Origin of the sequence: Azospirillum cavernae, assembly GCF_003590795.1 — a bacterium.
Taxonomy (GTDB): Bacteria; Pseudomonadota; Alphaproteobacteria; order Azospirillales; family Azospirillaceae; genus Azospirillum; species Azospirillum cavernae.
Genome location: NZ_QYUL01000002.1, coordinates 387188 through 409757, shown reverse-complemented (window position 1 = coordinate 409757; position 22570 = coordinate 387188). Strand labels below are relative to the sequence as shown.

17 protein-coding genes are annotated in these 22570 nt (G+C 68.2%); 13 read left to right on the top strand and 4 right to left on the bottom strand.

The genetic code is table 11. The features are described from left to right. Nucleotides 1–10: 10 nt before the first annotated feature. Both D3877_RS13310 and D3877_RS13305 read right to left on the bottom strand, forming a co-directional pair. On the bottom strand, nt 11–931 hold the full coding sequence (locus D3877_RS13310; RefSeq protein ID WP_119831275.1) for a LysR family transcriptional regulator: 921 nt from the start codon (nt 929–931) through the stop codon (nt 11–13). A gap of 3 nt (nt 932–934) precedes the next feature. Next, nucleotides 935–1570 carry an NUDIX domain-containing protein gene (locus D3877_RS13305; RefSeq protein WP_338014616.1) on the bottom strand — a complete coding sequence of 212 codons (636 nt, stop codon included), beginning with the start codon at nt 1568–1570 and terminating at the stop codon, nt 935–937. Between the two features lie 192 nt (nt 1571–1762). On the opposite strand from D3877_RS13305, the gene D3877_RS13300 reads away from it, so the two are divergent. From D3877_RS13300 to D3877_RS13245, 13 genes are all read left to right on the top strand, one after another. Continuing rightward, entirely contained in the window at nt 1763–3964 is a 2202-nt protein-coding gene (locus D3877_RS13300; RefSeq protein WP_119831274.1) for a tetratricopeptide repeat protein, read from the top strand. Between the two features lie 304 nt (nt 3965–4268). After that, nucleotides 4269–5444 (top strand): acetyl-CoA C-acetyltransferase, encoded by a 1176-nt coding sequence (locus tag D3877_RS13295; protein WP_119831273.1) that lies wholly within the window; start codon nt 4269–4271, stop codon nt 5442–5444. Nucleotides 5445–5543: 99 nt separating this feature from the next. Beyond that, nucleotides 5544–6266 (top strand): acetoacetyl-CoA reductase, encoded by a 723-nt coding sequence (gene phbB, locus D3877_RS13290; RefSeq protein ID WP_199720798.1) that lies wholly within the window; start codon nt 5544–5546, stop codon nt 6264–6266. A gap of 58 nt (nt 6267–6324) precedes the next feature. Further along, entirely contained in the window at nt 6325–8994 is a 2670-nt protein-coding gene (aceE, locus tag D3877_RS13285) for a pyruvate dehydrogenase (acetyl-transferring), homodimeric type (RefSeq protein WP_199720797.1), read from the top strand. Nucleotides 8995–9077: 83 nt separating this feature from the next. Next, complete coding sequence (locus D3877_RS13280; RefSeq protein WP_199720796.1) at nt 9078–10358, top strand: 2-oxo acid dehydrogenase subunit E2; 1281 nt, start codon at nt 9078–9080, stop codon at nt 10356–10358. 69 nt (nt 10359–10427) lie between these two features. Further along, nucleotides 10428–12173, top strand: coding sequence for a dihydrolipoyl dehydrogenase (gene lpdA / locus D3877_RS13275; protein WP_119831271.1), 1746 nt, complete (start codon nt 10428–10430; stop codon nt 12171–12173). Nucleotides 12174–12209: 36 nt separating this feature from the next. Continuing rightward, nucleotides 12210–14528 carry an NADP-dependent malic enzyme gene (locus D3877_RS13270; protein ID WP_238474875.1) on the top strand — a complete coding sequence of 773 codons (2319 nt, stop codon included), beginning with the start codon at nt 12210–12212 and terminating at the stop codon, nt 14526–14528. A gap of 14 nt (nt 14529–14542) precedes the next feature. Continuing rightward, nucleotides 14543–15928 carry a dicarboxylate/amino acid:cation symporter gene (locus D3877_RS13265; protein ID WP_119831270.1) on the top strand — a complete coding sequence of 462 codons (1386 nt, stop codon included), beginning with the start codon at nt 14543–14545 and terminating at the stop codon, nt 15926–15928. Nucleotides 15929–16140: 212 nt separating this feature from the next. Further along, nucleotides 16141–17517: an NAD(P)/FAD-dependent oxidoreductase gene (locus tag D3877_RS13260; RefSeq protein WP_119831269.1), complete on the top strand. Its 1377-nt coding sequence runs from the start codon at nt 16141–16143 to the stop codon at nt 17515–17517. A 27-nt stretch (nt 17518–17544) separates the two neighbouring features. Beyond that, a complete protein-coding gene (locus D3877_RS13255) occupies nt 17545–18399 on the top strand; it encodes a cache domain-containing protein (protein WP_119831268.1) in 855 nt (284 codons plus the stop codon). Further along, a complete protein-coding gene (locus tag D3877_RS13250) occupies nt 18318–19364 on the top strand; it encodes a sensor histidine kinase (RefSeq protein WP_147395189.1) in 1047 nt (348 codons plus the stop codon). The genes D3877_RS13255 and D3877_RS13250 overlap by 82 nt, the downstream gene beginning before the upstream one ends. Further along, nucleotides 19349–19594: a response regulator gene (locus tag D3877_RS30945; RefSeq protein ID WP_338014615.1), complete on the top strand. Its 246-nt coding sequence runs from the start codon at nt 19349–19351 to the stop codon at nt 19592–19594. Before D3877_RS13250 ends, D3877_RS30945 begins: the two co-directional genes overlap by 16 nt. Continuing rightward, entirely contained in the window at nt 19582–20691 is a 1110-nt protein-coding gene (locus D3877_RS13245) for a sigma-54-dependent transcriptional regulator (RefSeq protein ID WP_338014625.1), read from the top strand. Before D3877_RS30945 ends, D3877_RS13245 begins: the two co-directional genes overlap by 13 nt. A 7-nt stretch (nt 20692–20698) precedes the next feature. On the opposite strand, the gene otnC is transcribed toward D3877_RS13245, so the two are convergent. Both otnC and D3877_RS13235 read right to left on the bottom strand, forming a co-directional pair. Then, nucleotides 20699–21394, bottom strand: a complete 696-nt coding sequence (otnC, locus tag D3877_RS13240) for a 3-oxo-tetronate 4-phosphate decarboxylase (RefSeq protein WP_119831266.1) — start codon at nt 21392–21394, stop codon at nt 20699–20701. Nucleotides 21395–21426: 32 nt separating this feature from the next. Further along, complete coding sequence (locus tag D3877_RS13235; RefSeq protein WP_119831265.1) at nt 21427–22431, bottom strand: LacI family DNA-binding transcriptional regulator; 1005 nt, start codon at nt 22429–22431, stop codon at nt 21427–21429. Nucleotides 22432–22570 lie beyond the last annotated feature (139 nt).

Genomic DNA, 22570 nt, shown 5'->3' with positions numbered 1-22570 from the left:
CGCCAGGGTCTCAAACGCCCGCCAGGGCGTCGGCGTGGCGGCGGAACAGGCGGACCAGCGCCTCGGCCACCGCCGCCACCGCCGGAAGCTCGCGCACGTCGCGGTGCGTCAGCAGATGGACGTCTTCGCGCAATTCTTCGGGCGGTTCGACCACGCGGACCAGATCGGCGTCGCGGTCGCCCAGCACGCAGGGCAGCAGCGTCACACCCAACCCGCGCCGGACAGCGTCGAGCCGCATTGGCAACTCGCTGAGCCGAGCGACGATCCGCCCGCCCCGCGCCGCCGCCGTGTCGTCCACCCAACCCGATTGCGAGGGCCGCCGCCGGGTTTCCGGCAGGCCGATCACCGGCGCGCCGTTCCACGGCCCCGACCAGTCGGGCCGCAAGCCGCGCGCGGCGTAGAGAGTGAAGCCGAAGCGCCCCAGCCGCCGCGTCACCAGATCGCCTTCCACCGGCACGCGGTCCATGCGCAGGGCGATTTCCGCCTCGCGCTGGGCGAGGTTGAGCGCGGCGCGGGTGCTGAGGATGGTCAGATCCGCGCCGGTGTCGCTCAGCAACTCCGGCAGATGGATGGTGAGAAAGGTGGAGACCGACGAGGTGGCCGTGACCCGCACCGGCTGGGGAACGGCGACCTGCCGGTCGGCCCGCCGGGCGAAGGCCGCCGCCGCCGCGCCCATCGCCTCGGCGGACTCCAGAACGGCGCGGCCCAGCGGCGTCAGCGCCAGCCGGTTGGGCAGACGGTCGAACAGCGGCGCGCCGAGAGCGTTTTCCAGACGTTTCAACCGCCGCCCCAAGGTGGGTTGGCTGAGCGCCAGGGCGCGGGCGGCGTCGGTCAGGCTGCCGCTGCGGGCGGTGGCGAGGAAGGCGCGGATGTCCTCCCAATCAAGCGCCCCATCGTCGATCATCCATCCCCCGTCGCCGCCTGGATTCATGGCTCAGACCTCCATCAGGCGGCGCAAGGCGGCGTGTTGCAGCAGCATGATGGTTTTGCCATCGACGATGGCCCCGCGTTCGACCATGGCAAGGGCGTCGGCCAAGGTCAACTCGACGACGTCGATGTCCTCCCCCTCCTCCAGATTGCCGCCGCCCTCGCCCCGGTCGGCGGCGCGGTATTCGGCGACGAAGAAGGCCAGCTTTTCGGTGACGGAGCCGGGACTCATGAAAGCGTCGAACACCCGGCGCGGCGCGGCGACGGCGACGCCCAGCTCTTCCACCGCCTCGGCGCGGATGGCGTCCTCCGGGCTGCGGTCGTCGAGCAGACCGGCGCAAACCTCCAGCAGCGGTTCCGGGTGGCCGTTGACGTAAGCCGGATAGCGGAATTGGCGGGTCAACAGCACCGTGCCGCGCGTCGGATCATAGAGCAGCAGAGCCGCCCCGTTGCCCCGGTCGTAGGTCTCGCGGCTCAAGGTCTGCCACGATCCGTCGCGGCGGCGGTAGTCGAAGGTGGTTTTCTTCAGCACATACCAGTCGTTCGACAACACGGTGACGTCGCGGACGCGGATGCGGTCGCTCATCGCGGTTGGGTTGGGGGCGGTTGCGTTGGGGACGGCGGGCGGCGTGGCGTCGGCCATGGGGCGTGATCCTGTTTGGTGGGCGTTGGTCGCAGTCTGCCGTCATCGAGCCTGCGCCGCAGCCTGTCAGAATTGAAGAGCGGCTGTGCGATTCCGTGGGCGTGACCAATCCGGCGGGCGCGGATTTCCTGGACGTGGCCCGGAGGCCGGGCGACAACAGGGGCGGACAATCCTGGATCCGTTGGGGACGCTGTGGCGACGATTGCGGAAGCGCTGGCGCTGGCGCTGGACCATCATTTGGGCGGGCGGCTGGAGGCTGCCGAAACCCTCTATGGCCGCATTCTCGACGCCGACCCGGCGCAGCCCGACGCACGGCATCTTTTGGGGGTTCTGGCCGGGCAGACCGGGCGCGCCGCCTTGGGGATCGACCTGATCGGGCAGGCGATGGCGCTGCGGCCCGACGCCGCCGATTACCCATCGAATCTGGGGTCCTTGTTCGACGCGAACGCGGAGCCGCAGCGCGCGGCGGCGGCCTATCGCCGGGCGTTGGCGCTGCGCCCGGATTTCGCGACCGCCTGGGCGCGGCTGGGGGCGACGCGCCATCGGCTGGGCGATGGCGACGGGGCCATCGCGGCGCTGACCCGCGCGGCGGCGCTGGACCCGTCGGACGGCGCGTCCGCCGGGCGGGCCGTCCTGCTGCTGCGCCGGCGCGCCTTGGGGGAGCGGGAGGCCGGGCGGCTGGCGGACGCGCGCGGCCTGTTGCGGCGGGCGCTGACGCTTGCCCCCCACTCCGCTGATCTACGGTTCGAGGCGGCGCAACTGGCCTACGCGACGGGCGACCGCCGGGCCGCCGAGGCGGGATTCCGCCGGACTCTGGCGCTGGCCCCTGAGCGGGCCGACGCCTGGGCCAACGCCGCCGCCCTGCTGGACGAGCGCGGGGCGGTCGCCGCCGCCCTGACCGGCGGACGCCGCGCGCTGGTCGCCGACCCGACGTTGGTCGCCGCCTGGATCAACCGAAGCGCGGCCTTTCTCGGGATGGGCCGCCACGCCGCCGCCGTCGCCGCCGCTCGGCGGGCGTTGGCCCTGGATCCGGCTTGCGGCCCGGCCTTGAGCAATCTGGCGAGCGGCCTGCGGTCGTTGGGGGCGGTGACGGCGGGGCTGCCGCTGTTGCGGCGCGGCGCGCGGCTGGGCAATTACGATTCCGAACGCGGCCTGTTGTCGGCCATCCTCTACGACCCCACCCTGGACGAAGAGGCGCGCTTCGCCGAGGCGTTGGCCTTCGCCCATCGCCGGGCGCCGTCGGTCGCCGCCCCCCCTTTCCGCAACGACCCGACGCCCGACCGGCGGCTGCGGATTGGCTATCTGTCGTCGGATTTTCACGATCATCCGATTGCCCGGAACATGGAGTCGATCCTCGCGAATCACGACCATGCAGCGTTCGAGATCGCGCTGTATTCCAGCGATTCCCGGTCGGACGCGATGACGGAGCGGCTGCGCGGCTGGGCCGACCTTTGGCACCCGGTGGACGGGTTGAGCGAGGCCGCCATCGCCGAGCGGATCCGGGGGGATGGGGTTGATCTTCTGGTGATGCTGGGCGGGCGGTTTGACGCCAACCGGCCCTTGGTCGCGGCGCACCGTCCGGCTCCGCTGTTGGTCAGCGCGCATGACGGCGGGACCAGCGGTCTGGCGGGGGTGGACGCGCTTTTGACCGACAGGATCCTGGCCCCGCGCGGCGGGCCGGAGCGCTTCACCGAACGGCCGTTCCGCTTGCCGGGCTTCTATTCCTTTCCGGTCCCGCTCGACGCCCCGCCGCCCCATCCGGTGGAACTGGCGGCGGGGCGTCCGCTGGTGTTCGGCAGCTTGAACAACCCGGCCAAGGTGAACGACGCGGTGCTCGCCCTGTGGGCGCGCGCGCTGATCGCCGTTCCCGGCGCCCGGCTGCTGCTGCGCTACAAGGGGCAGTTTCTGGAGCCGACCTTGCAACGCCACGTCGTCGGCGTTCTGGCGGGGTGCGGCGTTGGGGCCGACCGCCTGCTGTTTCCCGACGGCGCGACCGACCGGCGGCATCATCTGGCCATCTATCACGACATCGACATCGCGCTCGACAGCTTCCCCTTCAGCGGGGCGACCACGAGTTTCGAGGCGCTGTGGATGGGGGTGCCGCTGGTGACGCTGCCGGGAACCAACATGATGGGCCGGGTGTCCGCCGCGCATCTGAAGGCGGTGGGCGCGCCTGAGTTGATCGCCCGCGACGCCGATGAGTTCGTCGCCATCGCGGCGGATCTGGCCGCCGCGCCCGACCGCCGGGCGCTGTACCACGCGAGTTTGCGCCAGCGGCTGGCGGCCTCGCCGACGCTGAACGGGCCGCTGCGGGCGCGGCAGATCGAGCGCGCCTACCGCGCGCTCTGGCGGCGTTGGGTGGCGACGCGGCTGAGGTTTGGGCGTGAAGATTGACATCCGGCGCCCTGTCGCTCTGGAACCACGGGATCCAGCGTCTCGCGCGGTCCACCGCCGCTTAACGCTTGTTGTCCGTACAATCAGCCATATAAACATACATGTTCCGAATTTTCGGAAACGCGCGGGGAAACGCCGTTGCGCGAATGAGAAAATAAACGCCGTTTCAATGGGTTGATTGATCGCGCGCGGTTCCTGAAACATGGCACGGAACATGCGTTGTCCCCTGGGCGACAGACCGCCGTCGCCGCCGCAAGGCGGGCGGTCTGGACGACGAAAACGCCCAGGGGAGAGGAAGCACGCGATGTCCGAGATTGTCATAGCCGCCGCCGCGCGGACGCCGGTGGGCGCGTTCAACGGAGCGCTCAGCAGCCTGTCGGCGGACGCCTTGGGAACCGTCGCCATCCAGGCGGCGCTGGCGCGGGCGGGCGTGGATCCCGCCGACGTGTCCGAGGTGGTGTTGGGGCAGGTGCTCCAGGCGGGCGCCGGGCAGAATCCGGCGCGGCGGGCGGCGGTGAACGCGGGCGTTCCGGTCGAGAAGACCGCTTATGGAATCAACCAACTCTGCGGGTCCGGCCTGCGGTCGGTGGCGTTGGGCTTCCAGGCGATCCGCAACGGCGATTCCACCATCGTGGTGGCGGGCGGCCAGGAAAGCATGAGCCAGGCGCCCCACGCCCTGCATCTGCGCGGCGGCGTCAAGATGGGGTCGGCGGAGATGATCGACACCATGCTGCGCGACGGGCTGATGGACGCCTTCCAGGGCTATCACATGGGAACCACGGCGGAAAATGTCGCCCGCCAATGGGGCCTGACGCGCGAGGAGCAGGACGCTTTCGCCGCGTCCTCGCAGCAAAAGGCCGAGGCGGCGCAGAAGGCCGGGCGTTTCCAGGAGGAAATCATCCCGGTGACGATCAAGGGCCGGAAGGGCGACGTCGTCGTGTCGGACGACGAACACCCCAAGCATGGGACCACGGTGGACTCGCTGGCGAAGTTGCGCCCGGCCTTCGCCAAGGACGGCACGGTGACGGCGGGCAACGCGTCGGGCATCAACGACGGCGCCGCCGCCCTGGTGTTGATGAGCGCCAAGGAGGCCGCCCGCCGGGCCATCCAGCCGTTGGGCCGCGTCATATCCTGGGCGACCGCCGGGGTTGATCCGGCGATCATGGGAACGGGTCCGATCCCGGCCTCGCGTCTGGCCTTGGCGAAGGCCGGTTGGACCGTGGACGACCTCGACCTGATCGAAGCGAACGAGGCGTTCGCCGCGCAGGCGCTGGCCGTCAACACGGATCTTGGTTGGGACGTCGCCAAGGTGAACGTCAATGGCGGGGCCATCGCGCTTGGCCACCCCATCGGCGCGTCGGGCGCCCGCGTGCTGGTGACGCTGCTGCACGAGATGCGCCGCCGCGACGCCCGCAAGGGGCTGGCGACGCTGTGCATCGGCGGCGGCATGGGCATCGCGCTCTGCGTCGCCCGCGATTAGTCGGCGCCCCAACCCCCCACACGAAACCTCACACGAAAATTCCCCGTCGCCGCCGCCGTCGCGGCGCGACGGACCCTGTCCTGATGGGAGTGTTTGTTCATGTCCAAAGTTGCGGTCGTCACGGGTGGAACGCGCGGCATCGGCGAAGCGGTCGCCGTTGGTTTGAAGAGGGCCGGTTACAGCGTCGCCGCGACCTACGCCGGAAACGACGAGGCGGCGAAGGAGTTCACCGCCCGCACCGGCATCCCCGCCTACAAATTCGACGTGGCGAGCTTTGAGGCCTGCAAGGACGGCGTCGCCCGGATCGCCGCCGATCTCGGCCCCATCGACGTCCTCGTCAACAACGCGGGCATCACCCGCGACGGCGTCATGCACCGCATGACCTACGAGCAGTGGGAGGCGGTGATCCACACCAACCTGTCCTCCTGCTTCAACATGTGCCGCAACGTCATCGACGGCATGCGCGAGCGCGGCTTTGGCCGCATCGTCAACATCGGCTCGATCAACGGGCAGGCCGGTCAATACGGGCAGGTCAATTACGCCGCCGCCAAGTCGGGCATCCATGGCTTCACCAAGGCGCTGGCGCAGGAAAGCGCCGCCAAGGGCATCACCGTGAACGCCATCGCGCCGGGCTACATCGACACCGACATGGTGCGCGCGGTCCCCGCCAACGTGCTGGAAAAGATCGTCGCCCGCATCCCGGTCGGGCGGCTTGGCCGCGCGTCGGAAATCGCCAACGCGGTTCTGTATCTCGTCAGCGACGACAACGGCTTCATGACCGGCTCGACCCTGTCGATCAACGGCGGTCAGCACATGTACTGACGCCCCGCCCGCAAGACGCCGACCCGACCGACTTTCGATCTTGTGAGGACCACCCGACATGGACAGCATTGAACGATCCGGCGACCGCGATCCGCAGGAAACGCGGGAATGGCGCGAGGCGCTGAGCGCCGTCGTTGATTTCGAGGGAACCGACCGCGCGCATTTCCTGCTGACCGAAATGGTGGCGGAGGCGCGGCGCAAAGGCGCGCCCGTCCCCTATTCGATCAACACCCCCTATCTGAACAGCATCCCGCCCGACAAGGAATCCCAGCATCCCGGCGACCGCGCCGTCGAACACCGCATCCGGTCGATCATCCGCTGGAACGCGCTGGCCATCGTGCTGAAGGCCAACAAGGAATCGTCTGAGTTGGGCGGCCACATCGCCAGCTTCCAATCGGCGGCGACGCTGTACGACGTCGGCTTCATGCATTTCTGGAACGCCGCGCGCGCCGGGCATGGCGGCGATCTGGTGTTCATCCAGGGCCATTGCGCGCCCGGCATCTACGCCCGCGCCTTCGTCGAAGGGCGGTTGACCGAAGATCAATTGCTGAATTTCCGCCAGGAGGTGGACGGCGTCGGCCTGTCCTCATACCCGCACCCGTGGCTGATGCCGGATTTCTGGCAGTTCCCCACGGTGTCGATGGGGCTTGGCCCGTTGATGGCGATCTATCAGGCGCGCTTCCTGAAATATCTGCACCATCGCGGTCTGGCCGACACCGCCAACCGCAAGGTCTGGGCCTTCATGGGCGACGGCGAGATGGACGAGCCGGAGAGCCTGGGCGCCATCGCGCTGGCGGCGCGGGAGAAGCTGGACAATCTGATCTTCGTCATCAACTGCAACCTTCAGCGTCTCGACGGCCCGGTGCGCGGCAACGGCAAGATCGTGCAGGAGTTGGAAGGCGATTTCCGGGGAGCGGGCTGGAACGTCTTGAAGGTGCTGTGGGGCAGCCAATGGGACGCGCTGATCGCGCGCGACGTCAACGGCCTGCTGCTGAAGCGGATGGAGGAGTGCGTCGACGGCGAGTTCCAGGACTTCAAGTCCAAGAACGGCGCCTATGTCCGGGAGCATTTCTTCGGCAAAAACCCGGAGTTGTTGGCGATGGTCGCCCACATGTCCGACGACGAGATTTGGGGGCTGACGCGCGGCGGCCATGACCCGCAAAAGGTCTACGCCGCTTACGCCGAGGCGGCGCGCAGCGTCGAGCGCCCGACCGTCATCCTGGCCAAGACCGTCAAGGGCTACGGCATGGGCGAGGCGGGCGAAGGCCAGAACATCACCCACCAGCAAAAGAAGATGGGCGAAGCGGTGCTGCGCGAGTTCCGCGACCGCTTCAGCCTGCCCATCGACAACGACCAGTTGATGGAGATCCCCTTCCTGAAGCTGGCCGAGGGCGGGCCGGAGGACGTCTATCTGAAGGCCCGCCGCGCCGCGCTGGGCGGCAGCCTGCCCGCGCGCCGCCGTCAGTCGGAGGCGCTGGAGATCCCGCCGCTGTCGACGTTCGACGCCCTGCTGAAAAGCAGCGAGGGGCGCGAGATTTCAACCACCATGGCCTTCGTCCGGCTGCTGAACACGCTGTTGCGCGACAAGCAGATCGGCAAGCGCGTGGTGCCCATCGTGCCCGACGAATCCCGCACCTTCGGCATGGAGGGCATGTTCCGCCAGTTCGGCATCTTCTCGCAGGTCGGCCAGCTCTACCGCCCGGAAGACGCCAACCAGTTGATGTATTACCGCGAGGACAAGCAGGGCCAACTGTTGCAGGAGGGCATCAACGAGCCGGGCGCGATGTCGTCCTGGATCGCCGCCGCCACGGCCTACAGCACCAGCAACGTGCCGATGATTCCCTTCTACGTCTATTATTCGATGTTCGGCTTCCAGCGCATCGGCGATCTCGCCTGGGCGGCGGGCGACATGCGGGCGCGCGGCTTCCTGATCGGCGGCACGGCGGGGCGGACCACGCTGAACGGCGAAGGGCTTCAGCATGAGGACGGCCACAGCCACCTGCTGTCCGGCACCATTCCGAACTGCGTGTCCTACGACCCGACCTTCGCCTATGAGGTCGCCGTCATCATTCAGGACGGCCTGCGCCGGATGTTCGCCGAGCAGGAGGATGTTTTCTATTACCTGACGGTGATGAACGAGAATTACGAGCATCCCGCCATGCCGGAGGGGGCCGAGGCGGGCATCGTCAAGGGGCTGTATCTGTTCCGCGAAGGGGCGGCGGACAAGCCCGGCCCGCGCGTCCAACTGCTGGGCAGCGGGACCATCCTGCGCGAGGTGATCGCCGCCGCCGCCCTGCTGGAGGCTGATTTCGGAATCGCCGCCGACGTCTGGAGCGCCCCCAGCCTGACCGAACTGCGCCGCGAGGCCATCGACGTCGAACGCTGGAACCTGCTGCACCCGACGGAAACGCCGCGCGTGCCGTACGTCCAGGCCTGTCTGGAGAGCCGCGAGGGGCCGGTGATCGCCGCCACCGACTACACCCGCCTGTTCGCCGACCAGATCCGGGGCTGGGTTCCGGGGCGTTACCGCGTGTTGGGCACTGACGGTTTCGGGCGTTCCGACTTCCGCCGCAAGCTGCGCCACCATTTCGAGGTGGATCGCCGGTGGGTCGCGCTGGCCGCGCTCAAAACGCTGGCGGAGGAGGGGGCGATTCCGGTCGCCACCGTCGCCGAGGCGATGCGCCGCTTTGGCATCGATCCCGACAAAAACAACCCGGCCCGGACCTGAGCGCTCCCGCTCGGCAGCATAGACAACGCCGCGCCCGAGTCGTCGCGAAGACGGCGGGGCGCTGGGAATAGGAACTGACGACCATGGTGGAAAACACGATGCCCATCACGACGGTGACGGTCCCCGATATCGGTGATTTCAAAGACATTCCCATCATCGAGATCCACGTCAAGGAAGGCGACCGGATCAACGCCGAGGATCCGCTGCTCGTCCTGGAATCCGACAAGGCGACGATGGAGATTCCGGCCCCCTTCGGCGGGACCGTCGGCAAGCTGCTGGTCAAGGTCGGCGACCGGGTCAGCCAGGGCGCGCCGGTTCTGGAGCTGACGGCGGGCGACGGCGGGCTGTCGCAACCGAACACCCTGCTCAGCCAGCAAGAGCCGCACCCGGCGGCCCTGCCCGCCCCGGTCGCGCCCGCCGCAGCGCTCCCGGATGGCCGCGCGCCGATCATCGATTTCGGGCAGGTCCACGCCAGCCCCGGCGTGCGCCGCGCCGCCCGTGAACTGGACGTCGATCTGACCAAGGTGAAGGGAACCGGCGAAAAGGGCCGGATCACCAAAGAGGATTTGACCGCCTTCCTGCGCGGCCCCGCCGCCGCCCCGGTCGCCGCCGCTCCGGCGGGCGGCGCTGGGATTCCTGAGATCCCGGCGGTCGATTTCTCCAAATTCGGCCCCATCGAAACGCGCCCGCTGCCGCGCATCAAAAAACTGTCCGGGCCGCATCTGCACCGCGCCTGGCTCAACATCCCGCACGTCACCCACACCGACGAGGCGGACATCACCGATCTGGAGGCCTACCGCAAGGAGCTGGACGCGGCGGCCAAGGACAAGGGCTATCGCGTCACCCTGCTGGCCTTCCTCATCAAGGCGGCGGTGTCGGCGCTTAAAGCCTTCCCGGAGGTCAACAGCTCGCTGTCGCCGGAGAAAGACAGCTTGATCTTGAAGAATTACTACCATCTCGGCATCGCCGCCGACACGCCCGACGGGCTGGTCGTGCCGGTTCTGCGCGACGTGGACCGCAAGGGCATTGTGGAGCTGAGCCAGGAGCTGGCCAGCGCCTCCAAAAAGGCGCGGGACGGCAAGCTGACGCCCGCCGACATGCAGGGGGCGGGTTTCACCATCTCCAGCCTGGGCGGCATCGGCGGCACCAGCTTCACCCCCATCGTCAACGCGCCGGAGGTCGCCATCCTTGGGGTGGTCCGCTCCAAAATGGCGCCGGTGTGGAACGGCGAAAACTTTGTTCCGCGCCTGATGCTGCCGCTGTCGCTGTCCTACGACCACCGGGTGATCGACGGGGCGCTGGCCGCCCGCTTCACCCGGCATCTGGGTCACGTGTTGGAGGATGTGCGCCGTCTGCTGCACTGACCGGGCGGGCGCCGGACGCGGCGCCCCGTCCGCCCTTCATCGCGTTCCACCGTTTGCGGAGAATACCCCATGAGCATGATCGAGATTCGCGTCCCGGACATCGGCGATTACAAGGACGTGCCGATCATTGAGTTGCATGTGACGCCGGGCGCGACGCTCGCCGCCGAGGATCCGGTGGTGACGTTGGAATCCGACAAGGCCACGCTGGAGGTCCCCACCGACCGCGCCGGAACCGTCCATGAGGTGAAGGTCAAGGTCGGCGACCGCGTGTCGCAAGGCGACCTGCTGCTGGTGCTGAACAGCGGGGCCGCCGCCGCGCCGCAAGCCGCGCCACCCGCCGTCGCGGCTCCGGCGACCGTGGCCCCAACTCCCGCCCCGGCGCCCGACAACCAGCCCAAGGCCGACCGTCACGCCGAGCTGGTGGTGATCGGGGCCGGGCCGGGCGGCTACACGGCGGCTTTCCGCGCCGCCGATCTCGGCAAATCGGTGCTGCTGGTGGATCGTTGGCCGACGCTGGGCGGCGTTTGCCTGAACGTCGGCTGCATCCCGTCCAAGGCGTTGCTGCACGCGGCTAAGGTGATTGACGAGGCGGAGGACATGGCGGCGCACGGCGTCCGTTTTGGCGCGCCGACCATTGATCTCGACGCGCTGCGCGCCTGGAAGGACGGCGTGGTCAAGCGGCTGACCGGCGGTTTGGCCGGGCTGGCCAAGCAACGCAAGGTCGCCACCCTGACCGGAACCGCCCGCTTCGCCGGACCCAACCGGCTGGTGGTGACGGGGGCGGACGGATCCAGCCAAAGCGTCTCCTTCGATCAGGCGATCATCGCCGCCGGGTCGGAGCCGGTGACTCTGCCCTTCATCCCCCACGACGACCGGCGCGTCATCGACAGCACCGGCGCCTTGGCGCTCGACGGCGTGCCGGATCGGCTGCTGGTGATCGGCGGCGGCATCATCGGGCTGGAGATGGCCACGGTCTACCGCGCGTTGGGCGCGCGGGTGACGGTGGTCGAATGGATGGACCAGTTGATTCCCGGCGCCGACAAGGATCTGGTCACGCCGCTGACCAAGCGGATCCAGCGCCAGTATGAGGCGATCCACCTCAAAACCAAGGTCACGCGGGTGGACGCCGGGGCGGATGGCTTGACCGTCCATTTTGAAGGGCCGACGGGGGCGACGACCGACCGTTTCGACAAAATCCTGGTCGCCGTGGGCCGTCGTCCGAACGGTCGTTTGATCGGGGCCGAGTTGGCCGGGGTCGCGGTGGACGAGCGCGGCTTCATCCCGGTGGACAAGCGGATGCGGACCAACGTGCCGCACATCTTCGCCATCGGCGACGTCGTCGGCCAACCGATGCTGGCGCACAAGGCGGTGCACGAGGCCAAGGTGGCGGCGGAGGTGGCGGCGGGCCACGCCAGCGTCTTTGACGCCCGCGTCATCCCGTCGGTCGCCTACACCGATCCCGAAGTCGCCTGGGTCGGCCTGACCGAGACTGAGGCCAAGGCCAAGGGCTTGAAATACGGCAAGGGCGTTTTCCCCTGGGCCGCCAACGGTCGGTCGCTGTCGCTGGGCCGGGACGAGGGGTTGACCAAGGTTTTGTTCGACGAGGCGACGGGGCGTCTGATCGGCTGCGGCATCGTCGGCAGCAACGCCGGGGATCTGATCGCCGAAGCCGCGCTGGCCATCGAGATGGGGGCCGACGCCCACGACATCGGCCTGACCATTCACCCGCACCCGACCCTGTCCGAAACCGTCGGTCTGGCCGCCGAAGTGTTCGAGGGGTCGATCACCGACCTCTATCTGCCCAAACGCAAATAAGCCCCCGCCACACAGCACCGCCCCAGGGAGGCATTCGTGGACACTCATCTTGCCGACGAGCAACTGACGCAAAGCGCGCTCGACTATCACCGCTTTCCGGCGCCGGGAAAGATCGCGGTCACGCCGACCAAAAGCATGACCAACCAGCATGATTTGTCGCTCGCCTATTCGCCGGGCGTCGCCGCCCCCTGTCTGGCCATCCAGAAAGAACCGCTGGAGGCGCTGAACCTCACCGCGCGCGGCAATCTGGTGGCGGTCATCAGCAACGGCACCGCCGTTCTGGGGCTGGGCAACATCGGCCCGCTGGCCAGCAAACCAGTGATGGAGGGCAAGGGCTGCCTGTTCAAGAAATTCGCCGGAATCGACGTCTTCGACATCGAGATCGACGAAACCGACCCCGACAAGCTGGTGGAGATCATCGCCAGCCTGGAGCCGACCTTTGGCGGGATCAATCTGGAAGACATCAAATCCCCGGAATGCTTCGAGATCGAACGCCGTCTGCGGGACCGCATGACGATCCCCGTTTTCCACGACGACCAGCACGGCACCGCCATCGTCACCGCCGCCGCCATCCTCAACGGCTTGAAGGTGGTCGGTAAAGACATCGGCTCGGTGCGTCTGGCCTGTTCGGGGGCCGGGGCGGCGGCGCTGGCCTGCCTGGATCTGCTGGTCAGCCTTGGCCTGTCCAAACAGAACATCACCGTCGTCGACAGCAAGGGCGTGGTCTTCGAAGGCCGCACCGAGTACATGGACGACAACAAGGCGCGCTACGCCCGCCAGACCAACGCCCGCTCCCTGGCCGACGTCGTGCCGGGGGCCGACATCTTTCTCGGCCTGTCGGCGGGCGGCGTGCTGACGCCGGAGATGGTCAAGGATATGGCGGATCGCCCGCTGATCCTGGCGCTGGCCAACCCCACCCCGGAAATCCGCCCGGAGCTGGCCAAGGCCGTCCGCCCGGACGCCATCCTCGCCACCGGGCGGTCGGATTATCCCAATCAGGTCAACAACGTTCTGTGCTTCCCCTTCATCTTCCGGGGCGCGCTGGACGTCGGGGCCACCACCATCAACGAAGAGATGAAGCTGGCGGCGGTGCGCGCCATCGCCGCCATCGCCCACGCCGAACCGTCCGACGTGGTCGCCACCGCCTATGGGCGGCAAGAGCGCTTCGGCCCGGATTACCTGATTCCCAACCCCTTCGACCCCCGCCTCATCACCAGCGTGGCCCCCGCCGTGGCGGAAGCGGCCATGCGCTCGGGCGTCGCCGTCCGCCCCATCGCCGATTTCAAGGCCTACCGCGACCAGTTGGCCGGTTTCGTCTACCGCTCCGGCACGGTGATGCAGCCGGTTTTCGCCGCCGCCGCCGCCGCTGAAACCAAGCGCGTGGTCTACGCCGAGGGGGAGGACGACCGCGTCTTGCGGGCGGTTCAGGTCGTGGTGGACGAACGCTTGGCCCGCCCGATCCTGGTCGGGCGCGCCGCCGCGATCACCGACAAGATCGCCGCCCTTGGCCTGCATCTGGAAGCCGGGCGCGATTACGAGGTCGCCGGTCTGGACGATGATTCGGTGGTCGGCCCGGCGGCGGATCTTTATTACGAGCTGCGCCGCCGCCACGGGCTGGAACGGGCCTACGCCGCCACCGAAACGCGCGGCAACGCCACGCTGCTGGGCGCGGCGCTGGTCCGGCAGGGGCGGGCCGACGGTCTGCTTTGCGGCACCTCCGGCCCCTATGGCACGCATCTGAAAAACGTGTCCGACATCATCGGGCTGCGCGAGGGGGTGCGCGACTTTTCGGCGATGAATTTGCTGATGCTGCCGCGTCACACGCTGTTCATCTGCGACACCTACATCAACCCCGACCCGACCGCCGAGCAGATCGCCGAAATGACCGGGCTGGCCGCCGCCGAACTGCGGCGCTTCGGCCTGACGCCGAAGGTGGCGTTGCTGTCCCATTCCAACTTCGGCAGCGCCGACACCCATTCGGCGCGGAAGATGCGGGCCGCCCTGGCGCTCATCCAACGCCTGTCGCCCGATCTGGAGGTGGAGGGCGAGATGCACGGCGACGCCGCTCTGTCCAAGCTGATCCTCGACCGCGCCTTTCCAGGATCCCGCCTGACTGGGGAGGCCAATCTCCTGATTATGCCGAACCTGGACGCGGCGAACATCACCTTCAACGTGCTGAAGGCGGTGGCCGGGGACGGCGTGACGGTCGGCCCCATCCTGCTGGGCGCGGCGCAGCCCGCCCACATTCTGACGCCGACCAGCACGGTTCGCCGCATCGTCAACATGACCGCCCTGACGGCGGTCGATGCCCTGACGCAACCCGCCGCATCATCCCTCGCCCTTGCGGCTGAGTAGAAAGAGAGCGCGCCATGTCCGTTTCCAGCACGCCCGTCCGCACCCCCGCCGAGCACAAGAAGTTTTACCAACACCTGTATGTCCAGGTTCTCAGCGCCATCGTGGTCGGCGTCCTTGTCGGTCACTTCTTTCCCGATTTCGGGGCCAGCCTGAAATGGTTGGGCGACCTGTTCATCAAGACGATCAAGATGCTGATCGCCCCGATCATCTTCTGCACCGTCGTCCACGGCATCGCCAGCATGGAGGACATGAAGAAGGTCGGGCGCGTCGGGGTGAAGGCGCTGATCTATTTCGAGGTGATGACCACCCTGGCCCTGGTCGTCGGTCTGGCCGTGGTCAACATCTGGCGGCCCGGCGCCGGGATGAACATCGATCCCAACGCGCTCGACGCCAAATCCGTCGCCACCTTCACCGCCAAGGCCAAGGAACAGGGGGTGATCGACTACATCACCCACATCGTTCCCGACACCGTGGTCGGCGCCTTCGCCCAGGGTGAAATCCTTCAGGTGCTGTTCTTCTCGCTGCTGTTCGGCTTCGCGCTGTTCGCGCTGGGCGAGCGCGGCAAGCCGATGCTGGGCATCATCGACCAGGGCGCCCACGCCTTTTTCAAGGTGGTCGGCTTCGTCATGAAGGCGGCGCCCATCGGCGCCTTCGGCGCCATGGCCTTCACCATCGGCAAATACGGCGTCGGCACGCTGCTGTCGCTGGGCCAACTGATGGCGGCCTTCTACACGACCTGCCTGATCTTCATCTTCGTGGTTTTGGCCGCCGTCACCCGGCTGGCCGGATTCAGCATCATCAAGTTCATCGCCTACATCAAGGAAGAGCTGCTGATCGTCCTTGGCACCTCCTCCTCGGAATCGGTGCTGCCCCGGATGATGGCGAAGATGGAGATTCTCGGCTGCGAGAAGTCCGTCGTCGGGTTGGTGGTGCCGACCGGCTATTCCTTCAATCTGGATGGCACCTGCATCTATCTGACCATGGCGGCGCTGTTTCTGGCCCAGGCGACCGGCACGGATCTGACCTTCGTCCAGCAGCTTGGCATCGTCGGGGTGCTGCTGTTGACCTCCAAAGGGGCGGCGGGCGTGACCGGCAGCGGCTTCATCGTGCTGGCCGCCACGCTGGCCTCGGTCGGCACCATTCCGGTGGCGAGCATCGCCCTGATCCTGGGGGTGGACCGCTTCATGTCCGAAGCCCGCGCGCTGACCAACCTGATCGGCAACGGCGTCGCCACCGTCATCATCGCCAAGTGGGAGGGCGCGCTCGACACCGCCAAGCTGCACCGGCATCTGAATCAGGAAACCGAGGCGGAAGCCGACGATCCCGAATCCGTGCTGGTCAGCGAGGAGGAGGCCATGGGCATCGGCCTTGGCCCCGCCGCCGCCAAATCGGCCGGTTGAGGCTGATCGCCCAACAGACAGGCGCGGGTTTTGCGACGCTTTGCCCCCTCCCTATCCCTCCCCCGCCCTTGGCGGGAGAGGGAACTCCGCCGAACGCCGACAAGGCTCCAGGCCCCCTCTCCCGCTGAAAAGCGGGGGAGGGTTGGGGAGGGGGCAGGCGAGGCGGAACCCGGCCCGGTCCCCCATTCGCCATCTGACGGAGACGCCCCATCATGCCGCAAGATCCCGTCCCACCCGACAACGACCCGTCCACCCCGTCGCTGGTGGAGGGGCGCGACCCGTCCCGGCATCAGATCGTCATCGTCGGCGCCGGGGCGGGCGGGCTGGAGCTGGCCACCCGCCTTGGCGACCGCTATGGCCGTCGGGGGCGGGCGCAGGTGACGCTGATCGACCGCAGCCGCAGCCATGTCTGGAAACCCCTGTTGCACGAGGTGGCGGCGGGCAGCATGGATCTGCACCATCATGAGGTCGATTTGCTGGCGCAAGCCCATTGGCACGGCTTCCGCTTTCGCTACGGCGAGATGATCGGCCTCGACCGGACCGGCAAGAAGCTGCTGATCGCCCCGACCCATGACGAGGACGGCCAGCTCATCACGCCCCTGCGCTCCATCGGGTATGACACGCTGGTGATCGCGGTCGGCGCGCGCTCCAACGATTTCGGCACGCCGGGGGTGCGCGAGCACGCCTTCACGCTTGACACCGCCGCGCAGGCCGCGCGCTTCAACCGTCGTCTGGTCAACGCCTGCATCCGCGCCCACGCCCAGCCCGGCACGGTGCGGCCCGAACAGTTGCACGTCGTCATCATCGGCGGCGGGGCCACCGGGGTCGAGCTGGCGGCGGAACTCCAACGGACCACGCCCGCCGTGGTGTCTTACGGCCTCGACCGCATCAATCCGGGCAAGGACATCCACCTGACGGTGCTGGAGGCGGCGGATCGCCTGTTGCCCGTCCTGCCCGACCGGGTGTCGCGCTCGGCGGAGGAGCTGTTGCGCAGCCGGGGGGTGGAGGTCGTCACCGGCGCGCGGGTGGCGGCGGTCGAAAGCGGCGGCGTCCGGCTGACCGATGGCCGGTTCCTGGACAGCGAGCTGGTGGTCTGGGCGGCGGGGGTGAAGGCGCCGGAAGTGCTGGCGACCCTGGACGGGCTGAAAACCAACCCGATCAACCAGCTTCTCGTCGAACCGACGCTTCAGGTCGTCGGCGATCCCGACATTTTCGCGCTGGGCGACTGCGCGTCCTGCCATTGGCCGGAAACCGGCGGCACGGTGCCGCCGCGCGCGCAGGCGGCGCACCAGCAGGCGGCGCATCTGGTTCGGCAGATCAAGCGGCGCATCGCGGGCCAACCGCTGACCGCCTTCCGCTACCGCGATTTCGGATCGCTGGTCTCCCTGGGGGCCTACAGCACGGTCGGCAGCTTGATGGGCGGGCTGGTCGGCGGCAGTCTGGTGGTGCAGGGGTTGTTCGCCCGCCTGATGTATCTGTCGCTCTACAAGAAGCATGAGTTGGCGTTGCATGGCCCGATCAAGACCACGCTGGACACCCTGGCCCGCATGATCGTGCATCGCACCGAACCGCGCGTTAAGCTGCATTAGGATGAAGCGGGGAAGGCGACGAGCGTGATGCGGACTGGGTCCTTCGCCGTCCGGTTGTTTGTCGGGCTTGCGGCCCTGGTCCTGTTGGCGGTCGTCATGGCCGTCGGCGGCGGCTGGGCCGAACGCGCGGCCATGGCCGCCTGGGGGCAGCGCGTCCGTCATGTGTCGGAGCTGTATTCCGCCGGTCTGGAAAGCGCGCTGGCGAAATATGATTATGTGCCCAAGACCTTGGCCCTGCACCCCTCCGTCCTTGACGCGCTGCGCCATCCCGGCGACGGCGCGCGCGCGGCGACGGCCAACCAGTATCTGGAGCGGTTGAACGCCGAGGCCGGGGCAGGGGATCTCTATCTGCTTGATCCCTCGGGCCGGGTGCTGGCCGCCAGCAACTGGCGGGCGCCTTTGAGCTTTGTCGGCATGGATCTGTCCTACCGCCCCTATTTCCAGGACGCGGGGAGGCGGGGCGAGGGGCGTTTTTACGGCGTCGGCACCACCAACGGGCGGCCCGGCTATTATTTCGCGGTCGCCATCCGCGATGGCGATCAAGTGTTGGGCGTGGCGGCGGCCAAGGTGAGCCTGGAGCGGATCGAAGAGAGCTGGGCGCCCGGCGACGAGCGCGTGTTCGTCGCCGACGGGCTGGGCGTCGTCATCCTGACGTCCGTTCCCTCCTGGAAATTCGGCATGACTGCCGCCTTGTCCGAACCGATGTGGACGACGGCCAGCTTGACCCGCCAATATGGCGCGGTGACGCTGAAACCCCTGCCGGTCGAGGAGCGCGAGGATCGGGGGACGGCGCGCGGGTGGTGGCTCTGGCCGAAAACGACGCGCCCACCGTCGCCTATCTGGCCCACACCCGCCCCTTGCCCGGCACTGGCTGGCGCATGACGATCCTGTCGCCGCTCGATCCCTTTCGCCAAGCCGGGCGGGAGGCGGCGTTGGTCAGCGGTCTTGGCGGCGTCGTGCTTTTGCTGATTCTGCTGGCGCTGGCCCAGCGCCACGCCGCGTTCCGCCAGCAGATGGCGGCGAAGGCGGCCTTGCAACGGGCCAACGATGTTTTGGAGGAACGGGTGACGGCGCGCACCGCCGCGCTTTGCGCCGCGCAGGCGGAATTGATCCAGAAAGAAAAGCTGGCGGTCTTGGGGCAGATGGCCGCCGGCATCGTGCATGAACTCAACCAGCCCTTGGCCGCGCTGCGCATGATGATCGACAACGCCGCCGTCTTTTTGCGGCGGGAGCAGCCCGACGCGGTGCTGGAGAATCTCGCGTCGTCCACGCGGCTGGTGGACCGGATGGGCCGCATCACCGGGCCGTTGCGCTCCTTCGCCCATCGCTCGGGCGATCCGGTGCCCTGCCGGATTCAGAGCTGCGCCGCCAACGCCCTGTCCTTTCTGGACGAGCGGATACGGCGCGCGGGAGTTCGCGTGGACAAGGCCGGAATTCCCGACAGGCTGGCCGTCCCCGGCGATCCCGAACGGTTGGAGCAGGTGCTGTTGAACCTGTTCAGCAACGCGCTCGACGCGCTGGCCGAACGCGAGGCGCCCTGTTTGCGCGTGTCGGCGGCCCGCGTCGCGGATCGCGTGGTGATCGAGGTCCAGGACAACGGGCCGGGGATTCCCCCCGACGTGGCCGCACGCCTGTTCGAGCCGTTCTTCACCACCAAGCCGATTGGCCAGGGGCTGGGGTTGGGGCTGGTGATCTCCGCCGCCATCGTCGGCGAACTCGGCGGAACCCTGCGCCACCAGTCTGAAACGCCGGAGGATGGCGGGGGCTGCGTCTTCACGCTGGACCTGCCCGCCGCCGACCCGCTTCCGCTTCCCACCATCAAGGAACCGCAATGCCCCACAGCCTGACCGTCCTGCTGGTCGAGGATGATGCCGACGTTCTGGCCGGAGCCACCCAGGCGCTGCGGCTGGCCGGGTTGGAGGTGCGGGGCTTCATGTCCGCCGCCCCGGCGCTGGCCCTGATCCACGCGGATTTCCCCGGCATTCTGGTGACGGACGTCCGTTTGCCCGGCATGGACGGGTTGGAGCTGCTGCGCCGCGCCATCGCCGTGGATCCCGGTTGCCGGTGGTGCTGGTGACGGGGCATGGCGACGTGTCGATGGCGGTGGAGGCGATGCGCGGCGGGGCTTATGACTTCATTCAAAAGCCCTTCGCCTCCGACCGGCTGGTGGACGCCGCGCAGCGGGCGTTGGAGCGCCGCAGCCTGATGCTGGAGGTGGACACGCTGCGCCGCCGCTTGAGCGACCGCCAGGGCGTCGAGGCGCTGCTGCTTGGTCAGTCGCCCGCCATGGTGGCGGTGCGGGCGACCATCCTGCATGTGGCGGACACCGGCGCCGACGTGCTGATCCGGGGGGAAACCGGGACCGGCAAGGAGATGGTCGCGCGTTGCCTGCACCAATATTCCAACCGGCGCGACCGCAATTTCGTCGCGCTGAACTGCGGCGGCATGCCCGAAGCCTTGTTTGAAAGCGAGGTGTTCGGCCATGAATCCGGGGCCTTCACCGGGGCGATCCGCACGCGGGTCGGGCAGTTCGAATATTCCGACGGCGGCACCCTGTTCCTGGACGAAATCGAATCCATGCCGGTCGCGCTTCAGGTCAAGCTGTTGCGGGTGATTCAGGAGCGCTCGGTCCAGCGTCTGGGGGCCAACCGCCCGATTCCCATTGATTTGCGCGTCGTCGCCGCGACCAAGGAGGATTTGGTCGAGCTGAGCCGCAAGCAGCGCTTCCGCGAGGATCTCTATTACCGTCTGAACGTCGTCACCATCGACCTGCCGCCGCTGCGCGAACGGCGGGAGGACATTCCGATGCTGTTCGAGCATTTTGTCCTTCAGGCCGCCGCCCGCTATGGCCGCGACGCCCCCATCGCCACGCAGGGCCAGATGCTGCGCCTGATGGCGCACGCCTGGCCCGGCAACGTGCGGGAATTGCGCAACATCGCCGACCGCTTCGTCCTGCGCGTCCAGGGCGGCGTCATCGACCTGACCGCCAAACCCAGCGAGCAGGAACCGTCCCTGGCGGAGCAGTTGGAAAGCTTCGAGCGCTCGCTGATCGCCGAAACCATGCGGCTGACCGGCGGCGACGTCGGCGCGGCCAGCGAGGCGCTGAAGCTCCCGAAAAAGACGCTTTACGACCGCCTGCGCCGCCTGGGCCTGCCCATCGAGAGTTTTCGCTGAGGGGGCGTCAATCCTCCGACCCGTGACAACGCCCATCATGCCCATGGACATGATCGGGGTGCGGCAGTTCCAAGCCAAAGGTCGCGACAAGGTCGGCGACCTGCGCCGGGGTCAAACAGCGGGGGTTCATGCCGCGCAGCAGCAGATAGAGCTTGGCGGTTTCCTCCAACTCCTCCGTCGCGAAGACCGCGCCCTCCAGCGTGGTGGCGGCGACCACCGGCCCGTGGTTGGCCAGCAGAACGGAGGAGTAGCGCCCGGCCAACCCCCGGATGGCGTCGGCGACCGCCGGGTCGCCGGGGCGGTAGTAGGGGATCAACGCCGTCTGGCCCGCCCGCATCAGGCCGTAGGGCGTCATCGGCGGCAGAACCACGCGCGGGTCGATTTCCGGCAGCATGGTCACGGCGACCGCGTGGGTGGAGTGCAGATGGACGATGGCCTGGGTGCTGGACCGGGTGTCGTACAGCGCGCTGTGCAGCGGGATTTCCTTGGTCGGCGGGTCGCCGGACAGCAAACGGCCATTCCGATCCAGCCGGGCCAGCCGGGCCGGGTCGAGAAAACCCATCGACGCGTTGGTCGGCGTCACCAGCCACCCGCCATCGTCCAGGCGGATGGAGATGTTGCCCGACGATCCGGGGGTGAGGCCGCGCTCGAACAGGGACCGGCCATAGCGGCACATGTCCTCGCGCAGTTTGCTGTCGCTCATCGCTGCTTCCTTGCCTGTTGTCGGGCCAGCGGTCAGGCCGTGGCCCCCTCGATCAGTTCAAACCCGACGTCGACGGTTTGCGCGGGCGCGCCAGTCAGGGCGAGCCGCGCCGCCGTTTCGCCGATCAGCACGCGCGGCGTGCGGATCGTGGCGATGGGCTGCGGCGTCAGCCGGGCGACGTCCAAACCGTTGTAACCAAACAGCGCCAACCGCCCCGGAATGGCGATTCCCCGCGACAGGCACAGGAAATAGCCGCCGACCGCCATGTCGTCGTTGGAGAAATAGACGGCGTCCAGATCCGGGCGGCGGGCCAGCAACCGCTCCAGCCCATCCCGCCCAACCTCGACGGAGGAGGGGACCGGCGCGATCTCGCGGTCGATCAGACAGAGGCCGGATTGGGCCAAGGCGTCCTCGAACCCGGCGAGCCGCTTGGCGGCGCGGGTGTCGCGGCTCAGATCATGGCCGACATAGCCGATGCGCCGGTAGCCGCGCGCCAGCAGATGGCGGGCGCTGGCCCGTCCGGTTTCGGCGGTGGCGAAACCGACGACCAGATCAAGGCCGTTCCCGTCGATGTCCAGCATCTCCGCCACCCGCGCGCCGCCGCCCTTCAGCATGGCGCGGGCGCGTTCGGTGTGCTCCAGCCCGGCCAGCAGGATCGCCGCCGGACGCCAGGACAGCATCGAGGCGATCAATTCCTCCTCCCGCGCCGGGTCATAGTCGCTGACTCCGATCACCGATTGATGGCCGCTGTCGTCCAGCGCCTGACTGGCCCCGCGCAGCACGTCGGCGAAGACGATGTTGGAAAAGGACGGCACGATCACGCCGACCAGACGCGACCCCGCCGAGGCCAACGTCCCGGCGATCATGTTGGGGACGTAGCCCAGCCGGTTCACCGCGTCCATCACCCGGTCCCGCGTTTTGGCGGAAAAGGAGCCGTGGTTGCGCAGCACGCGCGACACGGTGCTTTCCCCCACCCCCGCCGCCGCCGCGACCTCCGCCAGCGTCACCGCCGCCGCTGATTTGGCACGTCCGTCCACCGTCGCATGTCCTTAAAAGCTTCAAAACTTTGGACATTCTCCGCCTTCCGCCGGTGCGCCGCAACAATTGTTGGCAGCGCCACCAAAATTGATTGGCAGCGCTGCCAATGAATGTTATGACCATTTGGCAGCGCTGCCA